The sequence below is a fragment of the Hymenobacter setariae genome, from assembly GCF_007713685.1.
Classification (GTDB): Bacteria; Bacteroidota; Bacteroidia; order Cytophagales; family Hymenobacteraceae; genus Hymenobacter; species Hymenobacter setariae.
The window spans coordinates 364,664-391,279 of record NZ_VMRJ01000005.1; the positions used below are offsets into that span (position 1 = coordinate 364,664).

Here is a 26,616-nt window from a genome sequence, read left to right on the forward strand (position 1 = left end):
GTCATGCTGACGAAGGAAGCATCTCGTGTGGGCAGTAAGTCTTGGCGCTAGTTACAGAGCGAGCAAGATGCTTCCTTCGTCAGCATAACAGATGACGACTAATAAGTAAATAGTGGGTAGTAGTACTAAGACCGTCCTAGGTCGGATATTACGTGCTCATCCCATTGCGCGCCCATGAAAAAGCTGTTATTTCTGTCCCTGCTGCTACCTGCCGTGCCCGTCTTGGCACAACTTGCCGCGCCACCGCAGTTCACGCCGCAGGTCAAGGAATACATTAAGGTGAGTGCGCCTGTGGTGGCCCTCACCGATGCCAAAGTCATCGACGGTACCGGCCGTCCCGCGCTGCTGCACCAAACTGTGCTGCTGCGCGACGGCCGCATCGAGCAGGTGGGCGCCGCCAAGAAAGTGAAGGTGCCGGCCGGTGCCGAAGTCATCAACTGCGCCGGCAAGACGCTGATTCCGGGGCTGGTAATGCTGCATGAGCACCTATACTACACCATGCCAGCGGGCGGGCTCTTCAACATTGCCCAGATGCCGTATTCGTTCCCTAGGTTGTATTTGGCGGGTGGGGCCACTACTATCCGCACAGCTGGCAGCATCGAGCCACAGACCGACCTGGCGATTCAGCGCCTCATCGGCGAGGGCAAATTCATTGGGCCCGACATGGACGTGACGGCGCCCTACATGGAGGAGCCCGGTATGGATATTCCGGCCCTGAATACCATAAAAGGTCCCGCCGACGCGGCCGCCTCGACCAAGTTTTGGGCCGACCGGGGCTGTACGTCGTTCAAGATGTACATGCACGCCACCCGCGCCGACCTCGCCGCCGTGGTGCAGGAGGCCCACCAGCGCCACCTCAAAGTGACGGGCCACCTCTGCGCCATCACTTACCGCGAGGCCGCCGAAACGGGTATCGATAACCTAGAGCACGGCTTCATGGCCAGCTCCGACTTCGTGGCCGGCAAGGCCACCGATGCCTGCGACTACCCCGCCGCCCGCCAGGCCTTGCAGCGCCTGCCCCTAGGTAGCCCGGCCATGGCCGACCTCATCAAGTTCTTGATTAGTAAGAATGTGGCACTCACCTCCACGCTGCCCGTGTTCGAGCCCTACACCGGCCGCGAGGTGGTCCTAGGTGGTGGCCTCGACGCGCTGGTGCCGCAACTGCAAGAGCGCGAAACTGCCACTTGGAAAAGCAACCAGGGCAAGGACACGGCCAGCGTGGCGCTGTTCAAGAAAGAGCAGGCCTGGGAAAAGCAATTTTACGACGCGGGCGGCCTGCTCGTGGCCGGCACTGACCCCACTGGCGCGGGCCGTACCATCGCGGGCTACGCTAACCGCCGCGAAATCGAACTGCTGGTAGAAGGCGGCTTCACGCCGCTGCAAGCCATCAAAATATGCACCCTCAACGGCGCCAAGTACCTAGGGCGCGAGCGTGAAATCGGCACCATCGAGCCCGGCAAACAAGCCGACCTAGTACTGATAAACGGCGACCCCGAAAAGGATATCCGCCAGCTGCGCCAGATGGAAATCGTATTCAAGCACGGCGTAGGCTTCGATTCCCCCAAGCTATTTGAGTCGATGAAGGGGAAGGTCGGGCTGAACTGAACGCCGTTTTATAAGTAACCGAAAACCCGCCTGTCATGCTGAGCTTGCGAAGCATCTTATCACGTTGGGGTTACTGCCTCTGACGTGATAAGATGCTTCGCAAGCTCAGCATGACAGACGGGTTTTTAACGACTTTACACCGTGGTGCCGCCGCAGCTGGAGCCGCTGCCGGCCGTGCAGCCGTAGCAATGCTCGTTGATAACAATGGCGCGCTCGGCCAGCGCGGCGGCGTCGAAGTCGCGGATGTGCTGCACTGGGCTGGCTACCCCTAGGTCGAGCATTTGGTTGAAATCGCAGTCATAGAGGCCGCCGTCCCAACTTACGGAAAGGGTGCTGCGGCACATCACACCGGCCGCGGCCACGGGGTTGAAGGCCGTCACGAGCTTTTCCATGTAGCCCGCGTAGTTGTTCGACTCGATGAGGTAGTCGAGGTAGCGGCTTACAGGTAGGTTGGTGATGGCGAACAAGTTATTGAAAACGATGCCGTGGTCCTTGAGCAGCGCCCGCTTGAATTGCTGCTCTAGCCCTTGCTGTGCACCCGGCAAAAAGGCGCCGCCGGGGTTGTACACTAGGTTCAGCACTAGGCCGCTGCCCTCTTGGCCGTAGCCCACAGCGTTGAGCATGTGCAAGGCCCGGATGGAGTCGGCGAATACACCTGCCCCGCGCTGCCGGTCGGTTTTGTCGGCGCTGTAAAAGGGGAGCGAACTGACCACTTCCACGCCGTGCTGCCGGAAAAACTCGGGCAAATCGTGATATTTCTTGTTAGCGACGATGATAGTCAGGTTGCAGCGCACCAGTACTTTGCGCCCGAGCTTGGTGATTTCTTCCACAAACCAGCGAAAGTCGGGGTTCATCTCGGGCGCTCCGCCCGTGAGGTCTACCGTCGGGATGTCGGTGCGGGCCAGCGCGTCGAGGCACTGCTGCATCGTAGCGCGGGTCATGATTTCCTTGCGGTCGGGGCCCGCATCGACGTGGCAGTGGCGGCACACCTGGTTGCACATCTTGCCCACGTTGATTTGCAGCACGGCAGGCGCTACTGGCCGCAGCGGCAGCAGCCCTGCCCCCGCCAACTGCTGGTGAAATCGCGGCAGGTGCGCCGTGGCCGCCGCCTCGCGGCTCAGCACCGTGAGCTGAAAGGCCGAATCGGCCAGCTCGTGGCCAGTTGCTTTGAGTGATTTCATTTTTTGTGCTGTTTAGTAGAGGCTAATACTACTTATTAGGGTCATGCAGCGCGTAGCGAAGCATCTCGCGTGGCGCAGTAATCAATGACGATTGTGGATGTCAGCTTGCGAGATGCTTCGCTGCGCTCTGCATGACGGACGTTGTTCTTAACGAAGACTCATGCGGCACTAATCACTAAACTCTATCCAAACGCCAAGACCTACATCGACAGTTCTTTCACTTTGTTCATCATCTGCACGCCGTGCACTAGCGTGGCCCCACCCCGGATGGCAGCGGCTACGTGCACGGCCTCCATCATTTCGGGCTCCGAGCAGCCTTTTTCGAGCGTATCGTTGGTGTAAGCGTCGATGCAGTAGGGGCACTGCACTGCGTGCGACACGGCCAGCGCAATGAGTGATTTCTCGCGGGCGGTGAGGGCACCCTCGGCAAAAACGGCGCCGTAGTAAGCGAAGAACTTATCGGCAAACTCCTTTTGAAACTCGGCGATGTTACCAAATTTTTTGAGGTCGGCGGGGTTGTAGTACGAATCCATGCAGGGGCTGGGAAAAGATGAGTAAGAGATAGGGGAGGACGGGCCACCTAGGGCCACTACCGTTAGGCAAGATAACATAGGGGGCGTAGCGCCGTTTGAACTAGGCGGCGTTTCTTTTGCCTAAAATCTAGAATTGCTTACCCTATGAGCTACCTCGCCACTACCGCCGACGTGTACCGCCAAGCCGCTCAGGAGCCGCAAGTGGGCCTCTGCTGCACCACCAACCCCGTGTGGCAGCTGCCGGGCCTGCGCATCCCGCAGCGTATGCTAGCCATGAACTATGGCTGCGGCAGCACCGTGAACCCGCGCGACCTCACCAACAGCCCCGCAGTGCTCTACGTAGGCGTGGGCGGCGGCATGGAACTGCTGCAATTCAGCTACTTCAGTCGCCAGCCGGGCGCCGTGATTGGCGTGGATGTGGTGCCTGAAATGCTCGACGCATCCCGCGAAAATATGGAGGAAGCCGCCCGCCAAAATGACTGGTTTAGCCCCGATTTTATCGACCTGCGCGCTGGCGATGCACTACACCTGCCTGTAGCCGACGAGAGCGTAGATGTAGCCGCCCAAAACTGCCTGTTCAACATCTTTAAGGCCGACGATTTGCGCCAGGCCCTACAAGAAACCTACCGTGTGCTGCGCCCCCACGGCCGCCTCGTGATGTCGGACCCCACTTGCGAGCAACCTATGAGCGACGAATTGCGCGCCGATGAGCGCCTGCGGGCCCTGTGCCTCACCGGCTCGCTGCCGCTGCAAGAGTACCTAGACATGATAACCGAGGTAGGTTTCGGCACTGTGGAAGTGCGGGCCCGGCGCGCCTACCGCGTGCTCTCGCCCCAGCACTACGCCACCAACGAACTGATTTTTATCGAGAGCGTGGAGGTGTGCGCTATCAAGGACCCCATGCCGGCCGATGGGCCGTGCATCTTCACGGGCCGCACCGCCATTTACTACGGCCAAGATGAGTACTTCGACGACCACAAAGGCCACGTGCTCATGCAAAACCAGCCCCTGGCTGTGTGCGACAAAACGGCCGCGGCCCTGCTGGCCCTAGGTCGCGACGACGTGTTCGTGTCGCCCTCCACGTACTTCTACGACGGCGGGGGCTGCTGCTAGCGCCCCGCCCGCCAAGCGGCTAGGTCAGCGGCCGAGTCTACGTCGGCTAGCGTCGGCAGTTGGGCTACACATAGCCCTAGGTGCTCGGCATCGGCCAGGGTGGCGAGTAGCACGGTGTCAGTGCTCCACTGTTTATTGGCGAATAAGCTAGCGTATAGTTCATTCATTCCCAGTAGATAGTAGCCGCCATCAGCGGCCGGCCCCACCACTAGGTCGTGGGTGGCGAGTTGCTCGAAGGCCTGCCGCAGCAAGTCGGCCGTGAGCCCAGGACAGTCGGTGCCAATGACAACCACGTGGCTCGCGCCCGCCGCAAAAGCCTCGGCAAAGGCGTGGGCCATGCGCTCGCCGAGCGAGCCCGTGACTGGCTGTACCCGCCAGGGTAGGCCGGGCCACTCGGGGCGGGCGGTGCTGCTGGGGGCACCTAGGGCCGTGGGGGCAGGTGCCTCGGCCAACCACACAGTGGCCGGCACCTGGGCGGCCTGCACGGCTGCCGCCGTTAGGGCTAGTAGCTCGCAGTAGGTGGCCAGCGCCGCTTCAGGGCCAATGTCGGCCGCCAGGCGAGTTTTGACTCGGCCCAGCACAGGCTCGCGAGCGAATATGAGTAGGTGGTTATCAGTTATCATTTCAAGGAAAAGCTATCGGAAAAGTCGGTGCCTCCTTTCCACCTGTCATGCTGATGAAGGAAGCATCTTATCACGCAAGAACTAGTTGAGCGAAACTGACAAGATGCTTCCTTCGTCAGCATGACAGGTGGGAGGAGTATAGGCTTAACTGACAGCTCACTAAACGTACTTACAGCTTGCCCTGCCGGATAAGCCGCCGGTACAGCCGCACTAGGTTGTCCTGCGGCACGCCGGCCCAGTACAGCAGCACAATGAGCGTGAAAATGCCTTGCAGCCGCACCACGCCATTGGCCAAGTACTTGCGGGCCGAGGTCGTAACGGCCCGCGGCAGCACCACAAATGGCGCCTGTGCCCGCAGGCGCTGCACCAGTTCTTGGTCTTCCATCACTTGTAGGTCTTCGCGGTAGCCACCTAGGCGGGCAAATAGCTCGCGGCGCACAAACAGACTTTGGTCGCCAAAGCGCAGGAACGTGAATGGAAAGCGCGTGCACCAAGCGCTAAACCGCAAAAACCAGTGCCCGTGGTCGAAGGTCAGTCGGTAGCAGCCGCTGCCGTAGCCCTGCGCCAGGGCCCGCCCTAGGTCGGCCAGAAAGCCGGACGGCGGGTATGAGTCGGCATGCAGGAAATACAGCACGTCGCCCTGCGCCTGCTCGGCGCCGTAGTTGAGCTGGGCGGCGCGGCCCTTGCGCGGGCTGCGGTGCACGGTAGCACCGGCTTGCTGGGCCAGGGCCACGGTGGCATCGGTGCTGCCACCGTCTATCACGAGCAGCTCGGGCGCGGGCTCGTCGGCGTTGGCTGTGCGCAGATAGTGCAATAGCTCGCTGATGCTCGCCGCTTCGTTGTAAGTGGGAATGATGATGCTGACCAAGGGCTGTGTTAAAAAGGCCGCGCCGTTAAGGAGCATTGCTGGCTCGAAAGTACTAGTGATTGGCAACCAGCGGGCGCCCTAGGGGGTATTGCTGAAGGTGGGGTTGCGCGGACTTTGTAGTCTGCGTGCGTAAACGTGCAATCGAACGCGGATTACAAAGTCCGCGCAACTCCTAGTTGCCAGCTACCAAACTGCTTTATACTGCTAGCCTCACCGTGAATATTTTCCCTGTTAATCACCCGTTACTGAAGCGCTTCGACCGCTGGGCGGGTCCGGCGCTGGCTGCGCTAGGTGTGGGCATGCTGCTGCTAGAAACCACGCGCCCGCTGCGCCGCCGCACCCGCCCGCGCCCCGAGCGCTGGCGGCGCAATGTGCTGCTGGCCGGGCCTTCACTGCCCGCCATGCGTCTAACCTTGCTGCCTGCTATGGTGGGCCTGGCGCGGCTGGCGGCACCTAGGCGCATGGCAGAGCTGGCTGCCCGTTTGCCCCAAGCACCGCGCCTAGTGTTAGAAGTACTGTTGCTTGATTATTTGGCTTATACCTGGCACCGGCTACTGCATTCTCCCGCGCTTTGGCGGCTGCACCGAGTGCACCACAGCGACCTCGACATGGACCTGACGACGGCGTGGCGCTTCCACTTTGGCGAGATGCTGGCCAGCATTCCATACCGGGCGGGGCTACCCGCCTTGCTGGGCGTGCGTCCAGCCACAGCTCTAGGGTACGAGGCGGTGTTCGAGGCATTCACAGCCTTCCAGCACGCCAATTGGCGCCTGCCTATCGCCCTAGAACGCTGGCTGGCACCGTGGCTGATGACGCCGCGCTTGCACGGCATTCACCACTCGGTGGTGCAGCGCGAAACGGATAGCAACTTCGGCGTCGTGCTTATGCTGTGGGATGCGCTGCACCGTACCCGGCGCTTCGATGTGCCGCAGCAAAGCATCACCATTGGCGTGCCTGCCTATCCCGACCCCGCCGGCCAGACAGTGGGGCGTTTGCTCACATTACCTCTAGAGCCGTTGTGCCCTTGGGCACGGCCCGATGGCTCGGTGCCCGCGCCGCACTCGGCGTCGCTGCCCCTAGGTGAGTTGGCGGAGTAGGGGCTACGTCAGGCGCTTCTTACGAGAGACCCCACCCCCGGCCCCTCCCCTCCGGGAGAGGGGTGCCTGACGACTCTAGCGTTAGAGAACGAAAGGCTCCCCTCTCCCGGAGGGGAGGGGCCGGGGGTGGGGTAATCTAGTTAATGAGCTAAGCCCCCTAAGCAGCTTTCTTCTTGCCAAAAAGCGTCTTAAACGCCTTTATCGCCTCGGGCACGGCCAGCACGGCGGCGGCTGTGGCGGCAACGGTCGAGGCTTGGCAGTAGAAGCACAGTTTCTTGTTTTCCTGCCACTCTTCGCGGCCTAGCTGCACGTTGGTAACTAAGTCGATAAGCGTTTTGCCAAGCAGCGCTACGGGCAGCCAGGGGAGGGTAGTGGCGCGCTCTTGGCCGCCGGCCGAGGCCAGGATGGTCGTGATGCCGCCGGTCACTATCATGGCGGGGGCGTCGGGCATTTGCAGGCGCTTGTAGCCGTAGTCGGAGGCATCGACTTTGTCGGAGTCGAAGACGGCAAGGGGCGGGTCGGGTAGGTGCGAGATGACGCCGGTTTGGTAGAGCGTTACTATTTGGCCGGCCGCCACTGTTACGAGCGAGAGGCCGATAATCCAGCGACGGCGGTTAAGGTCGGGGCTGTGGCCGAGGCGCAGCTGGCGCGAGAGTTCGGCGGGGGCAAGAGTGGACATAGGGCGTGTGAAAAAGGATGCTGGTGGTACGCCGCCTTACCTAGGCGGGTTGTAGCGCGCGGGCAGCTATTGCTACCTGTCGAGCTTTTCAATTAGCGTCGCGCCAGTACCTTGCGGCCATGAAAGCAATGCTCCTAGCGGCCGGGCTGCTGGCCACTGGCCTCGTTAGCCACGCCCAACCTACCAAGCCGCGCACCAGCGGCAACCCCATCTTCCCGGGGTGGTACGCCGACCCCGACGCGGCCATTTTCAACAAGCAGTACTGGCTGTACCCCACCTACTCGGCGCCCTACGAGCAGCAGGTGTTCCTCGACGCCTTTTCCTCGCCCGACCTGGTGCACTGGACCAAGCACCCGCGCGTGCTCGATACGGCTAGCGTGAAATGGGCGCACCGCGCCATGTGGGCGCCCGCCATCGTGGCCAAAGGTGGCAAGTATTACCTCTTCTTCGGGGCCAACGACTACCACCCCGAAAAACCCAACGAGCCCCCAGGAGGCATTGGGGTGGCCGTGGCCGATAACCCCGCCGGGCCCTTCAAAGACTACCTAGGCAAGCCGCTGGTAGGCACCATCGAAAACGGCGCCCAGCCCATCGACCAGTTTGTGTTTCAAGACAAAGACGGACAGTACTACCTCGTGTACGGCGGCTGGCAGCACTGCAACATCGCCAAGCTCAAGCCCGACTTCACGGGCTTCCTGCCGATGGCCGATGGCAAGGTGTTCAAGGAGATTACGCCCAAGGGCTATGTGGAAGGCCCCATCATGTTCCGCCGCAACGGCAAGTATTACTTCATGTGGAGCGAGGGTGGCTGGACCGGCCCCGACTACTCGGTGGCCTACGCCGTGGGCGACTCGCCCTTCGGCCCATTTGAGCGGGTAGGCAAGATTCTGGCCCAGGACCCCAAGGTGGGCACCGGCGCCGGCCACCACGCCGTTATCAACGTACCCGGCACCGACAAGTGGTACATCGCCTATCACCGCCACCCCCTAGGTGACAAAAACGGTAACCACCGTGTGGTGTGCCTTGAAGAGATGCACTTCGATGCGAAGGGTATGATTCAGCCCGTAATACTGACTACCGAAGGTGTAACGGCGCAGCCCCTGAAGCGCTAACGCCTTTTAAAGAGCTACATATGTACAGCCTCGCCCTCATAAAGGGCGGGGCTTTTTTATGCCTAGGTACCAAAAACGCCCTGAATTTAGGTTTAACCGAATAATAATAGGGGGTTATTGTAGCTGAGCTGGCTGCTGGCGAGCCACCTAGGGCGGTGAAGCTAAGCGCTTGCTGTAGAAGAAATCCCAGACACTACGCTAGTGGCAAAACAAAAATAAGCTTGACTGTAAGTGCTAGATAGTCAACGGGTAATTACGGTTGAGTAACCAAAAAATGCACGTTCGCATCGGAAGTATCTGCGTAACAATAAATGGTGGCGCTGTGTAGTGCCTGCCCATTTCTCACCTTCATACCCTGTTTCGCATGATACTTCGCCTCGACGAACTGGCACTTGACCTGCCAAAGCCGAAAAACCCGTCTGCCAATGATGCTGCTGCTATTCAGGAGTTGCTAGGGGGAAAATTTGGGGAGATGAGCACGCTGATGAACTACACGTTCCAGTCGTTCAACTTCCGGGGCCGCGACCGCCTTCGCCCGTTTTACGCGCTTACGTCGGCCATTGCGGCCGAAGAGTATTCGCACATCGAGGCAGTGAGCTACGCCATCAACCTGCTGCTAACCGGCGTGACCGAGCGCGGCAAAGACCCGGTGCCCGGTCCGCTGGCTGGTGCGGCCGATGCCCGCAACTCCTACCACTTCCTGGCCAGCGGCCAGGCCGCGCTGCCCTTCGACTCGATGGGCAACCCCTGGACCGGCCAGTATGTGAACAGCACGGGTACCCTGCGCCTCGACCTATTGCACAACTTTTTCCTCGAATGCGGCGCGCGGGCCAATAAAATCCGGGCTTACGAAACCGTAACCGACCCCTGCGCCCGCACCATGATTGGCTACCTGTTGGTGCGTGGTGGCCTGCACGTATATGCCTACGCCAAAGCCCTAGAGGTGATTACGGGGGTTGATGTGAAGAAAATCATGCCCGTGCCGCCGCTCTCCAATGCCAAGTTTCCGGAGGCTGTCAAGTTCATGGAGCATGGCCTGCACCGCGAGCTCTATACCTTCTCGCCCAATGCCTACAAAGAGGCCGGCCTCATCTGGAACGGGGAGCACCCCGAAGATGGCTCGCAGCTAGTAGTAAAAGAAGGCGCCATCAAAGGCGTGCCGTACCCCGTGCTCGAAGAAGAGCCCCAGCTCAGCGCGCCCGGCGAAGATGACTTCGACCCCGAAATGTTCAAGGACATTGCTAAGAAGCTCGGCATCGCTGATGAGTGGAAGCAACGCCACGGTTAGGCCCTAGGGTAGCTTTTAAGTACACAAAAAAGTCGTTCCTGTTATAGGGACGACTTTTTTTGCGTGAGACCCCACCCCCAGCCCCTCCCCTCCGGGAGAGGGGAGCCTTTCGTTCTCTAACGCTAGAGTCGTCAGGCACCCCTCTCCCGGAGGGGAGGGGCCGGGGGTAGGGTCCACGCACTAGCTGCAATTACTCAGCCGGCAGCGTGGCCTCGTAGGTGTCGGCGAACTTGAATTCTTCGAGCCAATAATCGGAGCTGATGATGTCGTAGACTACGCTGGTATCGGTTTTCTCACTGGGCGTGAGCTGCCACAAAATGGCGCTGGCCTCGGGAAACTCGCCGCCCGCTAGCTGGTCGCTAAACAAGCGGTGCAACAGGGCGCGGTCGCTGAGGCCGGGGGCAAGCAGGCGCAGCAGCGCAGTGGCCGGCTCTTGGTCGAGTAGCGCTAGGTCTTCGGGGTTGGCGGCGGTGATTTTTACTTTAAACTCGACTGCCTGTGGATGCGGAAATTTGCCGTTGTAGGCGTCGTAGAGCAGCTGTGTGGCGTTGAAGAAACGCTGGTGCAAAGCAAAGTTGGGGTTCTCTTCCCACAGCTTTTCGGTCTGCATTTGGTGGGCAAGCTGGTCGAGCTGGCCGGCCGTGAGCTCGTCGTTTACGAGGTGGCCGAGCACGACTTCGGCGGCCTCGGCGGGCTCTAGGTCGGTGAGGGCAAGCTGGGTCATTTCCTTGAGTTCGGCCGGGGCAATGGCCTCGGGGTTCTCGTAGTCGACCTTAGTGAGCAGGGCCAAATAGTCGGCTGGCTGCCAGGCATTGGGCAGCTCAGAAAGGTGCTGGAAAGAGAGCCGTTCGACGGTGAAAGTTGACATCGGAAAAGGAAGCGCCGGAATAAAGCGCCTAGGTCCGTGTACGGATAACCTGGACCTATAACCGAAACCTACAGCTCTACCAAGCCTTTACCGCGGCCGCCCGGCCCGCACCAGCGCCCAGCCAGCTAGCAGCAGCACCAGCCCTAGGGCCAGAAAGCTAAGGTCGGCGGGCAAGTGGTTGGGCGTGTACTCGTACACGTGGTGCAGCCCGAGTACCTCATGGTCGATGATGCCTTCTACCACATTGAACAAGCCCCAGCCCAGCAACAGGCCACCTAGGAGCGTGCGGCCCGAGTGTGGCACATCGGGGCGGCCGGTGGCGCTCCACAGCATGGCCAGCCCCACCGCCGTGAGCACCCACACCGCCGCGTGAAACAGGCCATCCCAATACATATTGACCTTGGCCCGCACCAGCGTATCGGGCGGCAGCTGGCCCGACAGCATGTTGTGCCACTGCAATATCTGGTGCAGCACAATGCCATCGACAAAGCCGCCTAGGCCAGCCCCTAGCAAGATGCCGGCCGCTACCAGAGGCGTGCGCCGCAGCGCCAGCGCGTTAGAGGTTGCCATAGCTAGCGCGGAAATAAGGCTGTAGTTTATCCCAATAAAACAGGGCTACCCCGAGGGCGAGCAGTACGGCTATCGGCAAGAGCACCAACAGCACATTGGTGGTGTAGGCAGGTGTGTAAATGCCGGCCTGCACCCGCGGCCGGCACCACGGGCAGGCCCAAGAAGCCGGCGCCAACGATAAGCTGCACAGCAGGGTAAGAAAAATTTTTTGCATACTAGCTAACAGGTAAGGACCTAGGCTAGAAGTACGCACTCGAAGGGCTCACGGCTAGTTTTTTACCTCTATTTTGGACGACCCAACGCGCCCTAGCTCCGCCGTTAAGGTTGCTTTCTCCTCCCACCCAATGCCTATCACCGCAGACCCCACGGCTGGCGTTTTTTCTGATACGCCCAAGATTGACTTTATCGACACGCCCAACGCGCCTAATCGCAAGGTGCGGGTCATCGACGATTTTACCTTCACCGAGGCGGCCAATGGCACCGTGTGGGAGGCCCCCAGCGGCAGCCTGGTCGATGGGGCCAGCATCCCTAGGGTGCTGTGGACGCTAGTGGGCTCACCCTTCACCGGCGACTATGTGTACGGCTCCATTGTGCACGACGTGGCCTGCGATACCCGCACCCGGCCCTGGCGCGACACGCACTACATGTTTTACCTGGCCTGCCTGGCGGGCGGCACCCGCCGCGGCCGCGCCAAACTCATGTACTTGGCCGTGCGCAACTTCGGCCCTAGGTGGCCCCAGCCCGCGCCGCAGCCCGAGCCAGTAGTAGCCGAGCAACTGGCGTTCAGCGCCGTGGCCAGGGTAGGGGAGCCCACGCCACTGTTTAGCCCTTTTGTGAGCTACGAAGCTCAGCTGCGCTACCTGCGCCGCGCCCAAGCCTACCTGGCCACCCACGGCGACGGGGCCTCCCTCGAAGCCATCGACATTTACGCTTCCCGCCCCATATGAAAGTACTCGTTATGCTGCTCCTGCTGCTCGGCGGCCCTGCCGCCTGGGCGCAGCAAGCCGAGCTCACCGCCCTGCTCCAAAAGGAGAACGTGCCGGGCCTGCAGCTCAGCTACACTAAGGGCAAGGCCACTAAAATGTATCACCTAGGGCTACGCCAGGCCGGCACCACCCAAGCTGTAGCGACCAACAGCATCTTCCAGGCGGCTTCGTTGGGCAAGGTGGTGCTGGCCTATGTGGCCCTGCGCCTGCACGACCGCGGCGTGCTCGACCTCGATAAGTCGCTGCTAGCCTACGCCCCATACCCTAGGCTGCAGCCCGACCCGCGTGCCGCCCGCGTCACGGCCCGCCGGGTGCTGACCCACACCACCGGCCTACCCAACTGGGCCGATAACCCCCTAAGGCCGACCTGGGCCACCTCGGCGCTGCGCCTCAAGTACGCGCCCGATAGCTGCTGGAACTACTCGGGCGAAGGCTACGTGTGGCTGCAAAAAACACTAGAACACCTCACCGGCAAGTCGTGGGAGGTTCTGGCTCAAGAAGAGGTTTTTCGCCCCCTAGGGTTGAAAAATAGCAGCTTTGTGTGGCAAGCGCGCTTTGCTGCCGTAGCTGCCAGCGGCCACGATGACAAGGGTAAGCCTACGGAAGTAAGGAAGTTTGCCGCCCCCTACGGCGCCTACTCGCTGCTGACTACGGCCACCGACTACGGCCTTTTCCTGCAAGCCCTCGTGGCGGGCCGGGGCCTGAAGCCCGCCACCGCCCGCCTACTCATTACCCCCGCCAATGCCGCCGGCCGCTGCGGCACGCCCGCCAGCGCCGCCGACCCGGCCATTGCCTGGGCCTGTGGGCTGGGCCTTGTCACCACCAGCCAGGGCCTGGCCCTCTGGCACTGGGGCGACAACGGCGACTTCCGGGGCTTCTTCCTGGCGCTGCCCGGCCGCCAGGAAAGCCTCGTCTTCCTGACCAACGGCGCCAACGGCAACAAGCTCACCGACGAGGTGCTGCGGCTGTTTTTTGGCCCTGGCCAGTACTGGACCACCGCTTGGCTGGCGGCCGAATAAGCGCGCAAGCACCCGGCACCTAGGTGCAACTTTTGGGGATTGTTGTGGTAGAATAAGGGTCAGGCGAGCTGCAAACGCAGCCTGCTGCCACGTAGCTGAGCGCCCACCTAGGTCGGCGTAAACGCTTGGCACCGTACTACGTATAGCTCGGTACGGTGGCTCGGCCGCCGCCCCTTTCTCACCCACTAGTTCTCCTCCCCATGAAAGCCACTGCCCTGCTCGCCCTCGCATTTGCCCTTGCCACCGGCGCCGCCACTGCCCAAACTGTAGCCCCCGGCACCTCGCCCGGCGCCCAAACCGGTAACCCATCCAATATGCCCAGTGCTGGCACCACCACTGACCAAACCCCAAGCAGCGACCGCATGAACAACGGCCGCATGGACAAGATGTCTAAAGACCGCAGCGACAAAAAAATGATGCGCAAAAGCGGCAAAATGAAGAGCGGCGACGGCTCGATGAAAACCAAAACCAAAATGTAATCGCCCCTCGCTGGTACCAATAGCTTAAAAGCCTCTGCTCTCACCAGCAGGGGTTTTTGACTATTGGTGCCACCCTAGAGAGCGCTGGCGTAACGCGCCAGATTGTTGAAAGATACATATTCCGTTATGCAGCGCGCAGCGAAGCATCTCGCGCGGCGCAGTAATCATTAACGTTCGCAAACGTCAGCACGCGTTGTGCTTCGCTGCGCGCTGCATGACGCAGTAAGTGTGATAAGCAAGAAATAAGCATGACAAGCCTCGCCAACTGGTTCGCAGGCTGCACGTACTGGTAGCAGGCTGGCGCGCTGCAAGGCGCACAAGCTAAGCCTTCTCTTCCAGTAGCTACCGTTTGGATTTTGGCCGACACTCCCACTTCTCCTATTGGCCGCTCGGCGGCCGACCCTACGCTTATCGTGCTGGCCGGCACCACCGGCGACTTAGGCCACCGCATTGCGCTAGCCTTGCTCGACCGCGGTGCCCAGGTGCGCGCCCTCGTGCGCCCCGGCAATACCAAGCCCGAAGTCGCGTCCTTGCGCGAGCAAGGCACTGAGATAGTAGAAGTCAACTTCAACGACCCGGCTGCCCTCACCCGCGCCTGTGCAGGCGCGGCCTGCGTGGTGTCGGCCCTCTCGGGCTTGCGCAATGTCATCGTGGATGCCCAAACCCACCTGCTCGATGCGGCCGTGGCGGCTGGCGTGCCGCGCTTCATCCCGTCCGATTTCGCTATCGACTTCACTAAGCTGCTCGCCGGCAGCAACCGCAACCTCGACCTGCGCCGCGAGTTTGGCCGCCACCTCGACCGCATGCCCATTCAGGCCACGTCCATCCTCAATGGCATGTTTATGGACCTGCTCACCGGGCAGGCGCCGGTGGTGCTGTTCAAGCTCCGGCGCATACTGTACTGGGGCTCGGCCGACCAGCCGCTCGACTTCACCACCATTGCCAACACGGCCGAGTACACCGCCGCCGCGGCCCTAGACCCCACCACGCCGCGCTACCTGCGCGTGGCTGGCGAGGTGGCCACCGTCCGCGACTTGCAGGCCGCCGCTAGCGCCGCCACCGGCCAACCCTTTCGGCGCCTGCGCGCCGGCGGCCTGTGGGTGCTCAAGCTGATGATTAAAATCACGCGCCGCCTCGTGCCCGCCCCCAAGGAGGTGTTTCCGCCCTGGCAGGGCATGCAGTACCTGCACAACATGTTCACCGGCCTTCCCAAGCTCGAAACCCTTGACAACGACCGCTACCCTGACATCCAATGGACCAAGGTGCGCGAAGTGCTGGCGGCGCGGTAAGAGCGCAGTGTAGTTAGAATATTGTTGGTCAAAGTCGCATTCCCCTACGTCTGTCATGCTGAGCCTGCGAAGCATCTTCTCACGGCTAGGATAACCTAGCGTGATAGGATGATTCATAGGTTCAGTATGACAGACGTTGAGGCTTAGTTGATTATGCTCTATCCTATGCGCCACGGGCCTGTGCCTGGGCAGCTTTACCCATGAATGACCTCCCCCTGCTGCGTGAGTCGGCGGTGCTGGTGCCCATATTCCGCGATGCGGCCGGCGAACTCACCCTCGTGCTGATACGCCGCACCAACTACGGTGTGCACGGCGGGCAGCTGGCCTTCCCGGGCGGCAAGCGTGAGTCCGCCGATGCCTCGCTGCAAGCCACCGCCCTGCGCGAAACTGAAGAAGAAATTGGCCTACCTAGGGCAGCCGTCAAGGTGCTGGCCGCGCTGCCGCCCGTCCAAACGCTCACCAGCGCCTTTCACATCGCGCCGTTTTTAGGCCGCATCACTCCGCCGCCCATTTGGCACTTCCAGCCCACCGAAGTGGCCGAGGTGCTGCCCGTGCCCGTGCGCTACCTAGCCGACCCCGCCCACACCGGCCGCGAAAATTGGCAGCTGCCCGGCTGGCCCGCGCCCACGCCGATAGACTTTTGGCGGGTGGGGCCGCACTACCTCTGGGGTGCCACCTACCGCATTGTGCACGCGCTACTGCCGCGCCTGCTAGCCGGCGAGTGGGAGCTATGAGCTGTAAATCAGCTCAAACGCTTTCCTAACAAACAAATAGGCAAACAAACAACCGCCTGTCATGCTGAGCTTGCGAAGCATCTTTTCACGCTAGGTTACTGCCTCAACCGTGAGAAGATGCTTCGCAAGCTCAGCATGACAGGCGGTTGTAAAAGATTTTTCTTGCCTCAAATACAAGCGTAGCGTCATCAAAACAGCGATAAGTTAAGTGGAATTTATAGCTTTTGTGAATCATGCTTTGAAATGCAAAGTTCTTTCGCTTGCTTTGCATTGTCGTCGCCTGTGCCACCTAGGGCAGGAGGGAAGCCACCGCCGCCTTGCCTACTAGCAGCGGGCCGTAGCACTTCCGTTTGCCACCGCTGGCATCAGCAGATTTTGCGTGTTTTCTCATCCTCTCACCTAAAGCCTTACTGCCATGACTCTCACTAAAAGCCTCACTCGTTTGGCGCTGGCTACGGCCGGCTTGCTGCTTATCCCGCTGGTAGCGATGCAGTTTACGAAAGAAGTAAATTGGAGCTTGTTTGATTTTATCGTGATGGGCGTGCTGCTGTATGGTGCGGGCCTCGCGTATGTGCTGGTGTCGCGCATGGGCAACAACGGCGCCTACCGCCTGGGCGCGGGCGTGGCCGCGGCAGCCGGGCTGCTACTCATCTGGGGCAACCTGGCCGTGGGCTTTATCGGGAATGAGGACAACCCCGCCAACCTGCTTTATGGGGCGGTGCTGACGGTAGCCGCGGTGGGGGCGCTGGTGGCGCGGTTCCGGGCGCTGGGCATGGCGCGCGCCATGTTTGCGGCCGCGCTCACGCAAGTGGCGGTCCCCTTTGTAGCCGCGTTCATCTGGAGGCCCGAGATTGACCGAGGAATGCTGTATATAATTGCCCTGAATACCATCTTCGCCGGTATCTGGGCTGTGTCGGGATGGCTGTTTCGCCGCGCCAGCCGGGCGGCCCAGGCCTAGGGGCCTGGCGCAACTTTCAAGCTGCGCGTCACGCTGCCCTTACTGCGGCAGCTCCATCGCCTCGTCGGGGCGGCGTAGCGGTGCAGTTGCGCTGCGGCGGCACGCTTTAGCAAGGCGGAAGCCTTTTCAAGAACCTAGGGCAGTTGCGGCGCTACCACACAGGAGGTAAAGAGGCTATGCCTTGCGCCTGGCGCCAGGGTACGTAGGCTTAGCAAGGCCAAGATGCGACCTGTGGCGTTTCTACGCCGCGCAACGACTAAACCCTGACCCCTGAGCAATAGAGGCGCAAGAGCCAGCTAAAGCCGTTCGGCGCGAAGGGGAGGGCCGCGCTAGCTTCGGCCGGGCCAGTCGAGGGCATCCGAAACCCGGTTCCCTGCGTAGCAGCTACTTTCACCTCGCCTTTTCACTTTTATGAAGCTTCTACTTGCATTTGCCGCGGCTGGCCTGTTGGGCGCCGCCTCCGCCCAGGCCCAAACCGTACTGCCGTCAGGCGCGGTAGCCCCCGCCGGGGCGGTAGTGCCGGCCACTGGCGCTCCCATCACGCCTGGCACAGTACCGGGTGCCCAGCCCGTTGTTCCCCCCGCCACACGCGACGCTGGTAGCCCCCGCGCCGCGCGCCACGACGAAAAAGTGCCCGGCATGAGCCGCCAAGACAAAAAGCGGCTGCGGAAGATGGGCAAGATGGATTTTAACTCTGATGCCTCAAAGCAAAGCGGCAAGAAATAGCTGCTTCGCTGCCCACTAGCCCATTTTCACAAGCAGGAGCCCCTACCCGGGGTTCCTGCTTTCGCTTTAGCCAAGCGGCTAAGGCCACTCGCGATTATAGTTTTTTACTTACTTCCACTGGCCGCTCCGGCCCGCTCCGGCGCGAGTTTAGCGCAGCGTAACTCGTGCCCGCTCTTTTTGGGAGGCTGTGCCTCCCGGCGTTAGGGCCGCTAAAAAGCCTGACTTAGCGTAGCACGCCGCCATGCGTCAGTAGAGGTGCAACCTTCAGCGAAAAAGAAAGCGCCCAAACTATAAGCTCGCATCAGTTAAGAGGTTGCTGCCTGTGGGGCAGACCACTACCGCGTGGCAGGGGAGAGGTAACTTACATTTTGGGAAAAGCAGGCGCCAAAACCTCGCCCTAGGGCAGGTGGCACAGGTAAAACAATTCGGCTGGGCGGGTAGTCTTAGCACGAGTCGCTTTTATAGCAAAGCGGCTCCCAAAACCCTGCTCACTCATCTCCCTATGAACATTGGAATTATTGGCGCTGGCCACATCGGCAGCGCGCTCGCCGTTCGGCTCACCAGCCTCGGCCACTCGGTAGCCATTGCGAACTCCCGCGGCCCCGAAACCCTGACGGACCTGGCCCAAAAAACCGGCGCTACTCCCGTAACGGCCAAAGAAGCCGTCCGCGACGCCGACCTCATTGTCGTAACCATCCCGCTCAAAAGCATTCCCGACCTGCCCAAGGACCTGTTTGCGGGCGTGCCCGCCGAAGTGCCGGTTATCGACACTAGCAACTACTACCCCTTGCTGCGCGATGGCCAGCTGCCCGAGCTAGAAACCGGCGACCTCACCGAAAGCGAATGGGTGCAGCAGCACCTAGGCCGCCCAGTGCTGAAGGTGTTCAACAACATCTTCGCCGCCAACCTCGAAAACAACGGCAAGCCTGCCGGCACGCCCGGCCGCATCGCGCTATTGGTAGCCGGCGATGATGCCGCTGCCAAGCAGAAGGCAATGGCCCTGGTGGAGGAGCTAGGCTTCGACGCCTTGGATGGCGGCAGCCTGCACGAGTCGTGGCGCCAGCAGCCGGGCTCGCCCCTGTACTGCACCGATTTATCGGCCGACGAAGTGCGGAAGCACCTCGCCGACCTAGGCACTCAGCGCACACCCGAGCAGCACGCCGAATTCTTGGCCAACCAAGCCGCATCGGAAAAGCACTTGCAGGCACAGGGCGTGAAGCTCTAAGACCCGCCGCCTAGGCTGGTACTTGACTGGCACCTAACAAAAGAGCCCCGGCAGTTGCCGGGGCTCTTTTGTTAAACCTAATGAGCTGTTAAAAAAGTCTTGGCCCTGTACTGGCTTGCACTGGCGCGAGTTTAGCGCAGCGTAACTCGTGCCCGCTCTTCTTGGGAGGCTGTGCCTCCCGGCGTCAGGGCCGCTGAAAAGTCCGGCTCAGCGTAGCTTGCCGCTGCGCGTCAGTGGAGGTGCAGCCTCCACTACTTAAAAAGGCACGAGCTACAAGCTCGCGCCAGTTTGAGCCAGTTTTGGGTCGGTTTGGGTGTTTAATGCCGACTATTGCTAGCCGACCCGTGTTTACCAGGGTAGAACCCCCATGGTAGCCGAGGACGCCGTGCCGCTAGGCCCATCGGCTGGCAGCAGCGCTAGCCGAATGGCCTCCGCCGCGCCCTGCGCGGGCGTGTCGGTGCCCGCAAAGCCGTTTAGGGCGGTGGCCGTGTAGCCGGGCGCGGCCGAGTTTACCTTAATGGCCGTATCGCGCAGCTCGTAGGCGAGTTGCACAGTGAGCATATTCAGCGCGGCCTTGGAGGCCGAGTACCCCAGCAGGCCCCAGTCGTTCTGGGCGCTGAGGGTATGCGAGCCCAGTGGACTCGACACGTTGACGATGCGCCCCGCCGCGGCCTGCTTCACCAGCGGCAAAAACGTTTGGGTAACGGCCAGCGTGTCCACAAAATTAGTTTGAAGCACCTTCGCCACGCTGCGCACGTTGGCGGTGGTAGGCGAGCCGTCGCCGGGCACATCGATGCCCGCATTATTTACCAGGATGTCGAGGTGGCCTTCTTCGCGTTGCAGCTGCGCCGCTGCTGCGTCGAGTGTTGCTTGGTTGCCTAGGTCCACTTCGAGGAATCGAACGTCGCCTTCGGCGGCTAGCTCAGCTACGGCTTGCTGGCCCTTGGCAGCGTCGCGGGCCCCTAGGTATACCCGGCAGCCCGCTTGCAGCAGCCCTCGCACTATTTCGAAGCCAATACCTTTGTTGCCGCCGGTTACCAGCGCAATTTTCTTATTTGCCATGTTGCCTGTGGGTTTGGCCTCCTAGGGTAGGGAGGCGAGTAAGTACCCCACAAAGGTCCGAGCGGCAGGAGAGGGGTAAACTTCGCCAGTCAACCCATCTGTTTTAGATTTCAAACATGTTAATCAGAACTCACACGGAAGACGTTTGTCATTGCGAGCAACGCGAAGCAATCGCATCAAAACGGGCTGTTCGGGTGCGATTGCTTCGCGTTGCTCGCAATGACAAACGTCGTTTTAAATAAGTCCTAGTCAAACCCCAAACACCGCCAAATGCCGAAAATCACCCGGCGTCTGCCCCGCGTGGCGCTTGAAAAAGGTGCAGAAGTGCGCCACATCGGCAAAGCCCAGGCTATCGGCAATTTCCGAAATGCTCCAGGCGGTTTGCTTCAGCAGGAGCTTGGCTTCCTGCGCCAGGCGGCGGCTGATGAGGGCGGTAGTGGTGTGGCCCGTCGTCTCTTTCAGCACGCGGTTGAGGTGGTTGACGTGCACGGCCAACTGGTCGGCATAGTCGGTGGCGGTGCGCAGGCGCAGCGGCGGCTGCGGGCTCTGGCGCGGAAACTGCTGCTCCAGCAGCTCCGTGAATTGGGTAGCCACCCGCTCGGCTGCGCTGTGCGTAGCTAGGGGGGTAGGGGCCGGCTGCAGCTTCTGCACCAGGTGAATCAGCTCCCAGAGGTAGGTGCGCAGCAGGTCGTGCTTATAGGCGTAGCCCGACCGGAGCTCGTGCATCATCTTCTGGAAAATAGCTTCGAGCGCCGCACAGTCGGCCTCGGTTACTTCCCACACGGGGTAGGCGCCGGGCTGAAAAATCGGCAGCTCCGCCAGCACTACCCCCGTTCGGGCGGGCAGCAGAAAGGCGTCGTCGAAGAGGCAGCTGTAGCCCGCAAAGTTTTCGGTGAGCGGCAGCCACCGGTAGGGCACGCGCGGCGACACCAGAAGCAAGGTAGTGGTGCCGACGTGCGGGGCTTGGTCGGCATACTCCACCTGGCTGCGCCCGCGGCAGAGCGTGATTTTGTGGTAGTCGCGCCGGGTAAACGTCATCGGGGGCGCCCCGCGCAGGTCCGCCAACGGGAACACGTTAAAATGCCCCACGCCTTGCCCCATATCCGGCGGCGGTAACACGCCAACTGCGGACTCAGGACCTGGGGCACACGCGTCGTAAAAGGCGGCAAGGGTCTTCGGTTTCATGCGGGCAATAGTACGAAGCGGGCGGGTAGGTGGGCACCCTGATTAATTTTACAGGTCTATATCGTAGTTGAGAATTAGCTGCGCTTCTGTAGCTTGCCGTAGCAAGTAGAGGTGTAGACTCTACCTTAAATACGATACAAGCCACGAGCTCTTACCGTATTTAATTACATTGACCTAGGCAATTCATCTTTCAAATAAATCTTACTTGCATTCTGTAAAAATGAAAAATTCAGCTGTACGTGAAAAGCTTATGTCAATTCAACGAGATGCGAAAGAACCAGCTCTATTTCCATATCTACAACAGCTTTTTAGAAACAAAGGCTATTCTAATGTTATGATTACTCATGGAGTAAATGAATTTGGGAAGGATTTGGTTTTTAAGGAAAGAGATGAAAAAAATGGAATTGATAGGTGGTTTGCTGTAGTAGTTAAGAATAAAAATATTGGAATAAAAGATTTTACTACTGGTGGCGAAATTATTACTCAAATTCATCAGGCATTTGAAATACCTTATACTGAACTAAGTGATGAATTCAACATTAGTCAAGTTATAGTTGTCGCAAATGGGACAATTAGTGAACAAGCTAAAATAATGTCTGATACTTTACCAAGATGGATGCGAGCTAATATTCAGGTATGGAATTATCAGCGACTTGGTGAAGAAATAGAAAATTATGCAAAAGATGAATTCTTGGGAATCAATGATGTAGCTGTAACTTTATTTATAAAAAACCAGTTGGCAGCACTGTCAGAATTTAGGAATTCTAAAGAGTTGTATAATGGGTTGGAGATAAAAGATATAAATGAGATTTACGTTTCAGCTAAAACTACATACAATAAGTATCAAAAAACAAAAAAGGCTTACGTGAATTATGAACAACCTGAATCTGGTTTTGGAAAAAACGAAGAATTAGATGATGCAATAGAAATGCTTAATTCGAACAAGCATACCCTTGTTTCAGGAATTCCCACTTCAGGTAAAAGTCTGCTTTTGAAAAGGATTGGCTATCACGCAATGTCAGCCCAAAAAGAAAAGCCTGATGTTGCTTTCTATTTTGAAATAGGTGAAATAGATGATGTTGCCTCCTTTGATATATTTGGCGAAGTAAAGAAGCAATTTTTTAAGTTGGCTGATGTTGAGTTCAAACGCAGTCTTTTCTCCAAAATAATTGTTTTGCTTGACGGATTAGATGAGATAACAGATGAGAATAAAAAGATTCTTATTGGGAAAGTAAATGATATTATTAATCGTGATGATAAGGCTGACAAGAATAAGGTGGGAGAACCTGAAAATTTTACTGGCTCTGTGCAGTTTTTTATTTCAAGCAGAGAGATTGAACTCATTAAAAAAGAGAATTTACTTCCTAATTTTAGCAATGTTGAATTGCTTCCTTTTGATGTTGGTCAAGCATTTAAGCTAGTTAAGAAGTTAATGCCAAATAGCAAAATAAAAGCAGAAGCTTTTGTTAAAGCCATTAAGGATGACCAGTTATCAAATACTTTAACTCGGACTCCTATGGCTTTAACTCTTATGGCAATATTGTATCGTGAAGATGAAATAGATTTAGATGAGCTTCCTGCAAATATTACTGAGATTTATAATAAGTTTTCTGACTACTATCTTAATAGATGGGATACGGCAAAAGGACTTTCTTTGCAGTATAAATATGAAGAAGCAAAGCAAATTCTTGGAAAGATAGCCAAGCATCTACATGAAAAAAATGAGCAGCTTATAGATAAGTCTTCTTTAATTGAGTTTCTTTATAAATTAAAGGATGAATATGATTACGAAGAACTTGCTGATGTTTTGGGGTTTGTAGATGCGTTGAAACGTCGTGCGGGTATTTTTGGCTATGAAGAAGAATTAGATAGTTTTAAGTTTTCTCATTTAAGTTTTCAAGAGTACTTTGTAAGTACTGCGTTCAATGATTCAGAAGAGAATGAATTGATGGAAAACTTGTGTAGTCAATGGTGGGAAAACACTATTGTGTTTTATTGCGGGCGGCAGCCATCACGAGATGTCTTTATCAAAAAGGCATGTGACACAATTGTTCCTCTTGATATGGAGCAAAGAAATCAATATTTGTTTGTTATGGCTAAATCGCTGCAAGCGTCTCACTTGATACCTAGAGTTTCTAAAGGGGCAGTAGTAAAGAAAATAGTCTGGAACTTTGAGCAATTTTATAAGGAATACACAGCTTCAGGTAATATATTGCTTACGGCTAAACTAACTACTATAGATTACATTCTTAATTACAGAGGTTTATTCAAAAAATTATTTTCGACTAAGCATATTGCTGTAGAGGACTTAATTGATGCCTTTTTAGACACTGTTCTTAAAAAGGATTCAGAATACTCCGATGTGGTATCATATTGTGCAGCTCATTTGTTAGCAGAACGTACTGGTGATGTGACGTATTTAGAAAAATTCCTTGAAAAGAAGGATTTAAACGTTCGGTGGAATAGAATTATTTTTGTAGACATTAGAGTGCTGAAAATGAAAGAACAAATGGATGATGATTTGTATCTTAAGATAAAGAGAAAACAACTGAAGTATAAAGATTATATCCAGCAGCAGTTTCAACAATCGGCATTTAAGCATATCAATCCTCCTGTAAAGTCTTAAGGCTTTTTAAAAAATGAATGAGTCATTTTGGCATAATTTATATATGCGAAATGTACTTATTGCAGTCAAAAAGTCCGATTTTGCAATTCTGCACCTCGTTTGCTAGTAGCCTCGTACAATCTTCCTAACCCGAAGCACCTACCGAGAACTAAGCAAACCAATGGACTTTAAAAACTTCACCATCAAGGCACAGGAGGCCGTGCAGAAGGCCACCGAGATTGCCGGAGCCAACCAGCAGCAGGCCATCGAAACGGGCCACCTGCTGAAGGCTTTGCTCCAAAACGACGAGAACACCCTTGCCTTCCTAGGTAAGAAACTGGGCGCCAACATGGCCAACCTCGGCCAGCGGCTCGATGCCATCGTGAACGCCTACCCCAAGGTGAGCGGCGGCTCGCCCTACCTGGCCAACGACGCGGCCAACGCCGTGCAGCGCGCCAATACCCAGATGAAGGACATGGGCGACGAGTTCGTGTCCGTCGAGCACCTGCTGCTGGGCATTCTAGGCGGCAAAGACAGTGTGGCTAGCCTGCTCAAAGACAATGGCTTCAATGAGCGCGACTTGAAAGCCGCCATCCAGGAGCTGCGCGGGGGCCGCAAGGTCACCAGCCAAACCGCCGAGGAGCAGTACCAGAGCCTCAACCGCTACGCCATCAACCTGAACGAGCGCGTGCGCAGCGGCAAGATGGACCCCGTTATCGGGCGCGACGAGGAAATTCGCCGCGTACTCCAGATTTTGTCGCGCCGCACCAAAAACAACCCCGTGCTGCTCGGCGAGCCCGGCGTAGGTAAAACCGCCATCGCCGAAGGCCTGGCCCAGCGTATCGTGGCCGGCGACGTGCCCGAGAACCTGCAAGACAAAACCCTGATGAGCCTCGACCTAGGGCTGCTCGTGGCCGGTGCCAAATACAAGGGCGAGTTTGAGGAGCGCCTCAAGGCCGTTATCAAGGAAGTGACCGATGCCGAAGGCCAGATTATTCTGTTCATCGACGAGATTCACACCCTAATTGGGGCCGGTGGCGGGGGCGAAGGCGCCATGGACGCCGCCAACCTGCTCAAGCCCGCCCTGGCCCGCGGCGAGCTCCACGCCATCGGCGCCACTACGCTCAAGGAATACCAGAAATACATCGAGAAAGACAAGGCCCTGGAGCGCCGCTTCCAAGCCGTAATGGTGGATGAGCCGAGCGTGCCCGACGCCATCAGCATCCTGCGCGGCATCAAGGAAAAGTACGAGCTGCACCACGGCGTGCGCATCACCGACGATGCCGTGATTGCGGCCGTGGAGCTGAGCAGCCGCTACATCACCGACCGCTTCCTGCCCGACAAGGCCATCGACCTCATGGACGAGGCCGCCGCCAAGTTGCGCATCGAGCTGAACTCCATGCCCGTGGAGCTCGACGAAATCCAGCGCCGCATCATGCAGCTGGAGATTGAGCGCGAGGCCATTCGGCGCGAAGACAACAAGGACCGCGAGGCCGTGCTCAGCAAGGAGCTAGCCGAGCTAGGTACCCAGCGGGACGAGCTGAAGGCAAAGTGGGAAGGCGAGAAATCCGTCCTGACCAATATCCAGACCGAGAAAGAGAACATCGAGCGCTTCAAGACAGAAGCCGAGCAGGCCGAGCGCCAAGGCGACTACGGCCGCGTGGCCGAGCTGCGCTACGGCAAAATCCAGGAGGCCGAGCAGAAGCTCAAGCAGTTGCAGGAAGAAGCCAACGCTAACAAAGACGGTGGTGGCATGCTGCAAGAAGTGGTGACCAGCGAGGACATTGCCGAGGTAGTGGCCAAGTGGACGGGCATCCCGGTGAGCAAAATGCTGCAATCGGACCGCGACAAGCTGCTCAACCTCGAAAATGAGCTAGGCCGCCGCGTAGCTGGCCAGAGCGAAGCCATCGCCGCTATCTCGGATGCTGTGCGCCGCTCGCGGGCCGGCCTGCAAGACCCCAAGCGGCCCATCGGCTCGTTTATCTTCCTGGGTACCACCGGGGTAGGTAAGACCGAGCTAGCCAAGGCCTTGGCCGAGTACTTGTTCAATGACGAGAACGCGATGGTGCGCATCGACATGAGCGAGTTTCAGGAGCGCCACGCCGTATCGCGCCTCATCGGCGCGCCTCCCGGCTACGTAGGCTACGACGAGGGCGGCCAGCTCACGGAGGCCGTGCGCCGCAAGCCCTACTCGGTGGTGCTGCTCGACGAGATTGAGAAAGCGCACCCGGACGTGTTCAACATCTTGCTGCAAGTGCTCGACGATGGCCGCCTCACCGACAACAAAGGCCGGGTGGCGAACTTCAAGAACACCATCATCATCATGACCTCGAACACGGGGGCCGACATCATTCAGCGCAATTTCAAGGAGCTGAACGAGTACAACCACGAGGAAGTGGTGGACCGCACCCGCGAGGAAGTAGTGGAGCGCCTCAAGCAGCACATGCGCCCCGAGTTCCTGAACCGCATCGACGAAATCGTGATGTTCCAGCCGCTCAAGCGCAAGGAAATCCGCAAGATTGTTGATATTCAATTCAAGCAAATCCAGCAGCGTCTGCAAGAGGCCGGCATCAGCCTCGAAGCCACCGACGAGGTACTCGACTACCTAGGCGAGCAGGGCTTCGACCCGCAGTTCGGCGCCCGCCCGCTCAAGCGTGTGCTCCAGCGCGTGATTCTGAACGAGCTATCTAAGGAGATACTCTCCGGCAAAGTGAGCAAAGACGCCGTGGTAGAAGCCGTACTCGAAGACGGTGCCGTGCACTTCGAGAACGTGGAGTTGCCGACGGTGTAACCTACGGTTAGTTTGAATGA

General features: G+C 58.3%; 25 protein-coding genes. 15 read left to right on the forward strand and 10 right to left on the reverse strand.

The window, feature by feature from the left end:
- Positions 1–174 precede the first annotated feature (174 nt).
- Positions 175–1,605 carry an amidohydrolase family protein gene (locus tag FNT36_RS20095; RefSeq protein ID WP_144851406.1) on the forward strand — a complete coding sequence of 477 codons (1,431 nt, stop codon included), beginning with the start codon at positions 175–177 and terminating at the stop codon, positions 1,603–1,605.
- Between the two features lie 134 nt (positions 1,606–1,739).
- Here the strand turns inward: FNT36_RS20095 and arsS are convergent, their stop codons facing one another.
- Both arsS and FNT36_RS20105 read right to left on the reverse strand, forming a co-directional pair.
- Positions 1,740–2,786 carry an arsenosugar biosynthesis radical SAM (seleno)protein ArsS gene (arsS, locus tag FNT36_RS20100; RefSeq protein ID WP_144851408.1) on the reverse strand — a complete coding sequence of 349 codons (1,047 nt, stop codon included), beginning with the start codon at positions 2,784–2,786 and terminating at the stop codon, positions 1,740–1,742.
- Positions 2,787–2,986: 200 nt separating this feature from the next.
- Entirely contained in the window at positions 2,987–3,319 is a 333-nt protein-coding gene (locus FNT36_RS20105) for an arsenosugar biosynthesis-associated peroxidase-like protein (protein WP_144851707.1), read from the reverse strand.
- Positions 3,320–3,463: 144 nt separating this feature from the next.
- On the opposite strand from FNT36_RS20105, the gene arsM reads away from it, so the two are divergent.
- Positions 3,464–4,432, forward strand: coding sequence for an arsenosugar biosynthesis arsenite methyltransferase ArsM (gene arsM, locus FNT36_RS20110; protein WP_144851410.1), 969 nt, complete (start codon positions 3,464–3,466; stop codon positions 4,430–4,432).
- On the opposite strand, the gene FNT36_RS20115 is transcribed toward arsM, so the two are convergent.
- Complete coding sequence (locus FNT36_RS20115) at positions 4,429–5,055, reverse strand: TIGR04282 family arsenosugar biosynthesis glycosyltransferase (protein ID WP_144851412.1); 627 nt, start codon at positions 5,053–5,055, stop codon at positions 4,429–4,431. The two genes, arsM and FNT36_RS20115, sit on opposite strands and share 4 nt — an antisense overlap.
- Before the next feature lie 169 nt (positions 5,056–5,224).
- The gene (locus FNT36_RS20120) at positions 5,225–5,959 is read right to left on the reverse strand and encodes a TIGR04283 family arsenosugar biosynthesis glycosyltransferase (RefSeq protein WP_144851414.1); all 735 of its coding nucleotides are present in this window, start codon (positions 5,957–5,959) and stop codon (positions 5,225–5,227) included.
- A gap of 179 nt (positions 5,960–6,138) precedes the next feature.
- Between FNT36_RS20120 and FNT36_RS20125 the strand changes: the two genes are divergently transcribed.
- Positions 6,139–7,020, forward strand: a complete 882-nt coding sequence (locus FNT36_RS20125) for a sterol desaturase family protein (protein WP_144851416.1) — start codon at positions 6,139–6,141, stop codon at positions 7,018–7,020.
- A gap of 157 nt (positions 7,021–7,177) precedes the next feature.
- Here FNT36_RS20125 and FNT36_RS20130 read toward each other — a convergent pair whose 3' ends face one another.
- A complete protein-coding gene (locus FNT36_RS20130) occupies positions 7,178–7,699 on the reverse strand; it encodes a vitamin K epoxide reductase family protein (RefSeq protein ID WP_144851418.1) in 522 nt (173 codons plus the stop codon).
- Positions 7,700–7,818: 119 nt separating this feature from the next.
- Between FNT36_RS20130 and FNT36_RS20135 the strand changes: the two genes are divergently transcribed.
- Both FNT36_RS20135 and FNT36_RS20140 read left to right on the forward strand, forming a co-directional pair.
- Positions 7,819–8,811, forward strand: a complete 993-nt coding sequence (locus FNT36_RS20135) for a glycoside hydrolase family 43 protein (RefSeq protein WP_144851420.1) — start codon at positions 7,819–7,821, stop codon at positions 8,809–8,811.
- A gap of 364 nt (positions 8,812–9,175) precedes the next feature.
- Positions 9,176–10,099 (forward strand): manganese catalase family protein, encoded by a 924-nt coding sequence (locus FNT36_RS20140; protein ID WP_144851422.1) that lies wholly within the window; start codon positions 9,176–9,178, stop codon positions 10,097–10,099.
- Positions 10,100–10,289: 190 nt separating this feature from the next.
- Here FNT36_RS20140 and FNT36_RS20145 read toward each other — a convergent pair whose 3' ends face one another.
- The 3 genes from FNT36_RS20145 to FNT36_RS20155 form a co-directional block, all read right to left on the reverse strand.
- On the reverse strand, positions 10,290–10,967 hold the full coding sequence (locus tag FNT36_RS20145; protein ID WP_144851424.1) for a hypothetical protein: 678 nt from the start codon (positions 10,965–10,967) through the stop codon (positions 10,290–10,292).
- Positions 10,968–11,054: 87 nt separating this feature from the next.
- On the reverse strand, positions 11,055–11,537 hold the full coding sequence (locus FNT36_RS20150; RefSeq protein WP_144851426.1) for a DUF2243 domain-containing protein: 483 nt from the start codon (positions 11,535–11,537) through the stop codon (positions 11,055–11,057).
- Entirely contained in the window at positions 11,524–11,751 is a 228-nt protein-coding gene (locus FNT36_RS20155; RefSeq protein WP_144851428.1) for a hypothetical protein, read from the reverse strand. Before FNT36_RS20155 ends, FNT36_RS20150 begins: the two co-directional genes overlap by 14 nt.
- 130 nt (positions 11,752–11,881) lie before the next feature.
- Between FNT36_RS20155 and FNT36_RS20160 the strand changes: the two genes are divergently transcribed.
- The 8 genes from FNT36_RS20160 to FNT36_RS20195 all read left to right on the forward strand — a co-directional run bounded on the left by FNT36_RS20160 (position 11,882) and on the right by FNT36_RS20195 (position 18,953).
- The gene (locus FNT36_RS20160; RefSeq protein ID WP_144851430.1) at positions 11,882–12,484 is read left to right on the forward strand and encodes a DUF1353 domain-containing protein; all 603 of its coding nucleotides are present in this window, start codon (positions 11,882–11,884) and stop codon (positions 12,482–12,484) included.
- Complete coding sequence (locus FNT36_RS20165; protein WP_144851432.1) at positions 12,481–13,542, forward strand: serine hydrolase domain-containing protein; 1,062 nt, start codon at positions 12,481–12,483, stop codon at positions 13,540–13,542. Before FNT36_RS20160 ends, FNT36_RS20165 begins: the two co-directional genes overlap by 4 nt.
- A gap of 200 nt (positions 13,543–13,742) precedes the next feature.
- The gene (locus tag FNT36_RS20170) at positions 13,743–14,021 is read left to right on the forward strand and encodes a hypothetical protein (RefSeq protein WP_144851434.1); all 279 of its coding nucleotides are present in this window, start codon (positions 13,743–13,745) and stop codon (positions 14,019–14,021) included.
- A gap of 356 nt (positions 14,022–14,377) precedes the next feature.
- On the forward strand, positions 14,378–15,310 hold the full coding sequence (locus FNT36_RS20175) for an aromatic alcohol reductase (RefSeq protein WP_233636102.1): 933 nt from the start codon (positions 14,378–14,380) through the stop codon (positions 15,308–15,310).
- A 200-nt stretch (positions 15,311–15,510) separates the two neighbouring features.
- Positions 15,511–16,044, forward strand: coding sequence for an NUDIX hydrolase (locus FNT36_RS20180; protein WP_144851436.1), 534 nt, complete (start codon positions 15,511–15,513; stop codon positions 16,042–16,044).
- Positions 16,045–16,459: 415 nt separating this feature from the next.
- Positions 16,460–17,002, forward strand: a complete 543-nt coding sequence (locus FNT36_RS20185) for a hypothetical protein (RefSeq protein WP_144851438.1) — start codon at positions 16,460–16,462, stop codon at positions 17,000–17,002.
- Between the two features lie 411 nt (positions 17,003–17,413).
- The gene (locus FNT36_RS20190; protein WP_144851440.1) at positions 17,414–17,728 is read left to right on the forward strand and encodes a hypothetical protein; all 315 of its coding nucleotides are present in this window, start codon (positions 17,414–17,416) and stop codon (positions 17,726–17,728) included.
- A 502-nt stretch (positions 17,729–18,230) separates the two neighbouring features.
- On the forward strand, positions 18,231–18,953 hold the full coding sequence (locus FNT36_RS20195) for an NADPH-dependent F420 reductase (protein ID WP_144851442.1): 723 nt from the start codon (positions 18,231–18,233) through the stop codon (positions 18,951–18,953).
- Positions 18,954–19,301: 348 nt separating this feature from the next.
- On the opposite strand, the gene FNT36_RS20200 is transcribed toward FNT36_RS20195, so the two are convergent.
- Positions 19,302–20,015 (reverse strand): SDR family oxidoreductase, encoded by a 714-nt coding sequence (locus FNT36_RS20200; RefSeq protein WP_144851444.1) that lies wholly within the window; start codon positions 20,013–20,015, stop codon positions 19,302–19,304.
- A gap of 249 nt (positions 20,016–20,264) precedes the next feature.
- The gene (locus tag FNT36_RS20205; protein WP_144851447.1) at positions 20,265–21,200 is read right to left on the reverse strand and encodes a helix-turn-helix domain-containing protein; all 936 of its coding nucleotides are present in this window, start codon (positions 21,198–21,200) and stop codon (positions 20,265–20,267) included.
- 220 nt (positions 21,201–21,420) lie between these two features.
- Between FNT36_RS20205 and FNT36_RS20210 the strand changes: the two genes are divergently transcribed.
- Positions 21,421–23,826, forward strand: coding sequence for an NACHT domain-containing protein (locus FNT36_RS20210; protein ID WP_144851449.1), 2,406 nt, complete (start codon positions 21,421–21,423; stop codon positions 23,824–23,826).
- 160 nt (positions 23,827–23,986) lie between these two features.
- Positions 23,987–26,596, forward strand: a complete 2,610-nt coding sequence (clpB, locus tag FNT36_RS20215; protein ID WP_144851451.1) for an ATP-dependent chaperone ClpB — start codon at positions 23,987–23,989, stop codon at positions 26,594–26,596.
- Positions 26,597–26,616: the final 20 nt, after the last annotated feature.

Excerpts from the sequence above, each read along its gene's own strand:
- FNT36_RS20095 (WP_144851406.1), top strand. The coding sequence starts at position 175 with ATGAAAAAGCTGTTATTTCTGTCCCTGCTGCTACCTGCCGTGCCCGTC.
- arsS (WP_144851408.1), bottom strand. The coding sequence starts at position 2,786 with ATGAAATCACTCAAAGCAACTGGCCACGAGCTGGCCGATTCGGCCTTT.
- FNT36_RS20105 (WP_144851707.1), bottom strand. The coding sequence starts at position 3,319 with ATGGATTCGTACTACAACCCCGCCGACCTCAAAAAATTTGGTAACATC.
- arsM (WP_144851410.1), top strand. The coding sequence starts at position 3,464 with ATGAGCTACCTCGCCACTACCGCCGACGTGTACCGCCAAGCCGCTCAG.
- FNT36_RS20115 (WP_144851412.1), bottom strand. The coding sequence starts at position 5,055 with ATGATAACTGATAACCACCTACTCATATTCGCTCGCGAGCCTGTGCTG.
- FNT36_RS20120 (WP_144851414.1), bottom strand. The coding sequence starts at position 5,959 with ATGCTCCTTAACGGCGCGGCCTTTTTAACACAGCCCTTGGTCAGCATC.
- FNT36_RS20130 (WP_144851418.1), bottom strand. The coding sequence starts at position 7,699 with ATGTCCACTCTTGCCCCCGCCGAACTCTCGCGCCAGCTGCGCCTCGGC.
- FNT36_RS20135 (WP_144851420.1), top strand. The coding sequence starts at position 7,819 with ATGAAAGCAATGCTCCTAGCGGCCGGGCTGCTGGCCACTGGCCTCGTT.
- FNT36_RS20140 (WP_144851422.1), top strand. The coding sequence starts at position 9,176 with ATGATACTTCGCCTCGACGAACTGGCACTTGACCTGCCAAAGCCGAAA.
- FNT36_RS20145 (WP_144851424.1), bottom strand. The coding sequence starts at position 10,967 with ATGTCAACTTTCACCGTCGAACGGCTCTCTTTCCAGCACCTTTCTGAG.
- FNT36_RS20150 (WP_144851426.1), bottom strand. The coding sequence starts at position 11,537 with ATGGCAACCTCTAACGCGCTGGCGCTGCGGCGCACGCCTCTGGTAGCG.
- FNT36_RS20155 (WP_144851428.1), bottom strand. The coding sequence starts at position 11,751 with ATGCAAAAAATTTTTCTTACCCTGCTGTGCAGCTTATCGTTGGCGCCG.
- FNT36_RS20160 (WP_144851430.1), top strand. The coding sequence starts at position 11,882 with ATGCCTATCACCGCAGACCCCACGGCTGGCGTTTTTTCTGATACGCCC.
- FNT36_RS20165 (WP_144851432.1), top strand. The coding sequence starts at position 12,481 with ATGAAAGTACTCGTTATGCTGCTCCTGCTGCTCGGCGGCCCTGCCGCC.
- FNT36_RS20170 (WP_144851434.1), top strand. The coding sequence starts at position 13,743 with ATGAAAGCCACTGCCCTGCTCGCCCTCGCATTTGCCCTTGCCACCGGC.
- FNT36_RS20180 (WP_144851436.1), top strand. The coding sequence starts at position 15,511 with ATGAATGACCTCCCCCTGCTGCGTGAGTCGGCGGTGCTGGTGCCCATA.
- FNT36_RS20185 (WP_144851438.1), top strand. The coding sequence starts at position 16,460 with ATGACTCTCACTAAAAGCCTCACTCGTTTGGCGCTGGCTACGGCCGGC.
- FNT36_RS20190 (WP_144851440.1), top strand. The coding sequence starts at position 17,414 with ATGAAGCTTCTACTTGCATTTGCCGCGGCTGGCCTGTTGGGCGCCGCC.
- FNT36_RS20195 (WP_144851442.1), top strand. The coding sequence starts at position 18,231 with ATGAACATTGGAATTATTGGCGCTGGCCACATCGGCAGCGCGCTCGCC.
- FNT36_RS20200 (WP_144851444.1), bottom strand. The coding sequence starts at position 20,015 with ATGGCAAATAAGAAAATTGCGCTGGTAACCGGCGGCAACAAAGGTATT.
- FNT36_RS20205 (WP_144851447.1), bottom strand. The coding sequence starts at position 21,200 with ATGAAACCGAAGACCCTTGCCGCCTTTTACGACGCGTGTGCCCCAGGT.
- FNT36_RS20210 (WP_144851449.1), top strand. The coding sequence starts at position 21,421 with ATGAAAAATTCAGCTGTACGTGAAAAGCTTATGTCAATTCAACGAGAT.
- clpB (WP_144851451.1), top strand. The coding sequence starts at position 23,987 with ATGGACTTTAAAAACTTCACCATCAAGGCACAGGAGGCCGTGCAGAAG.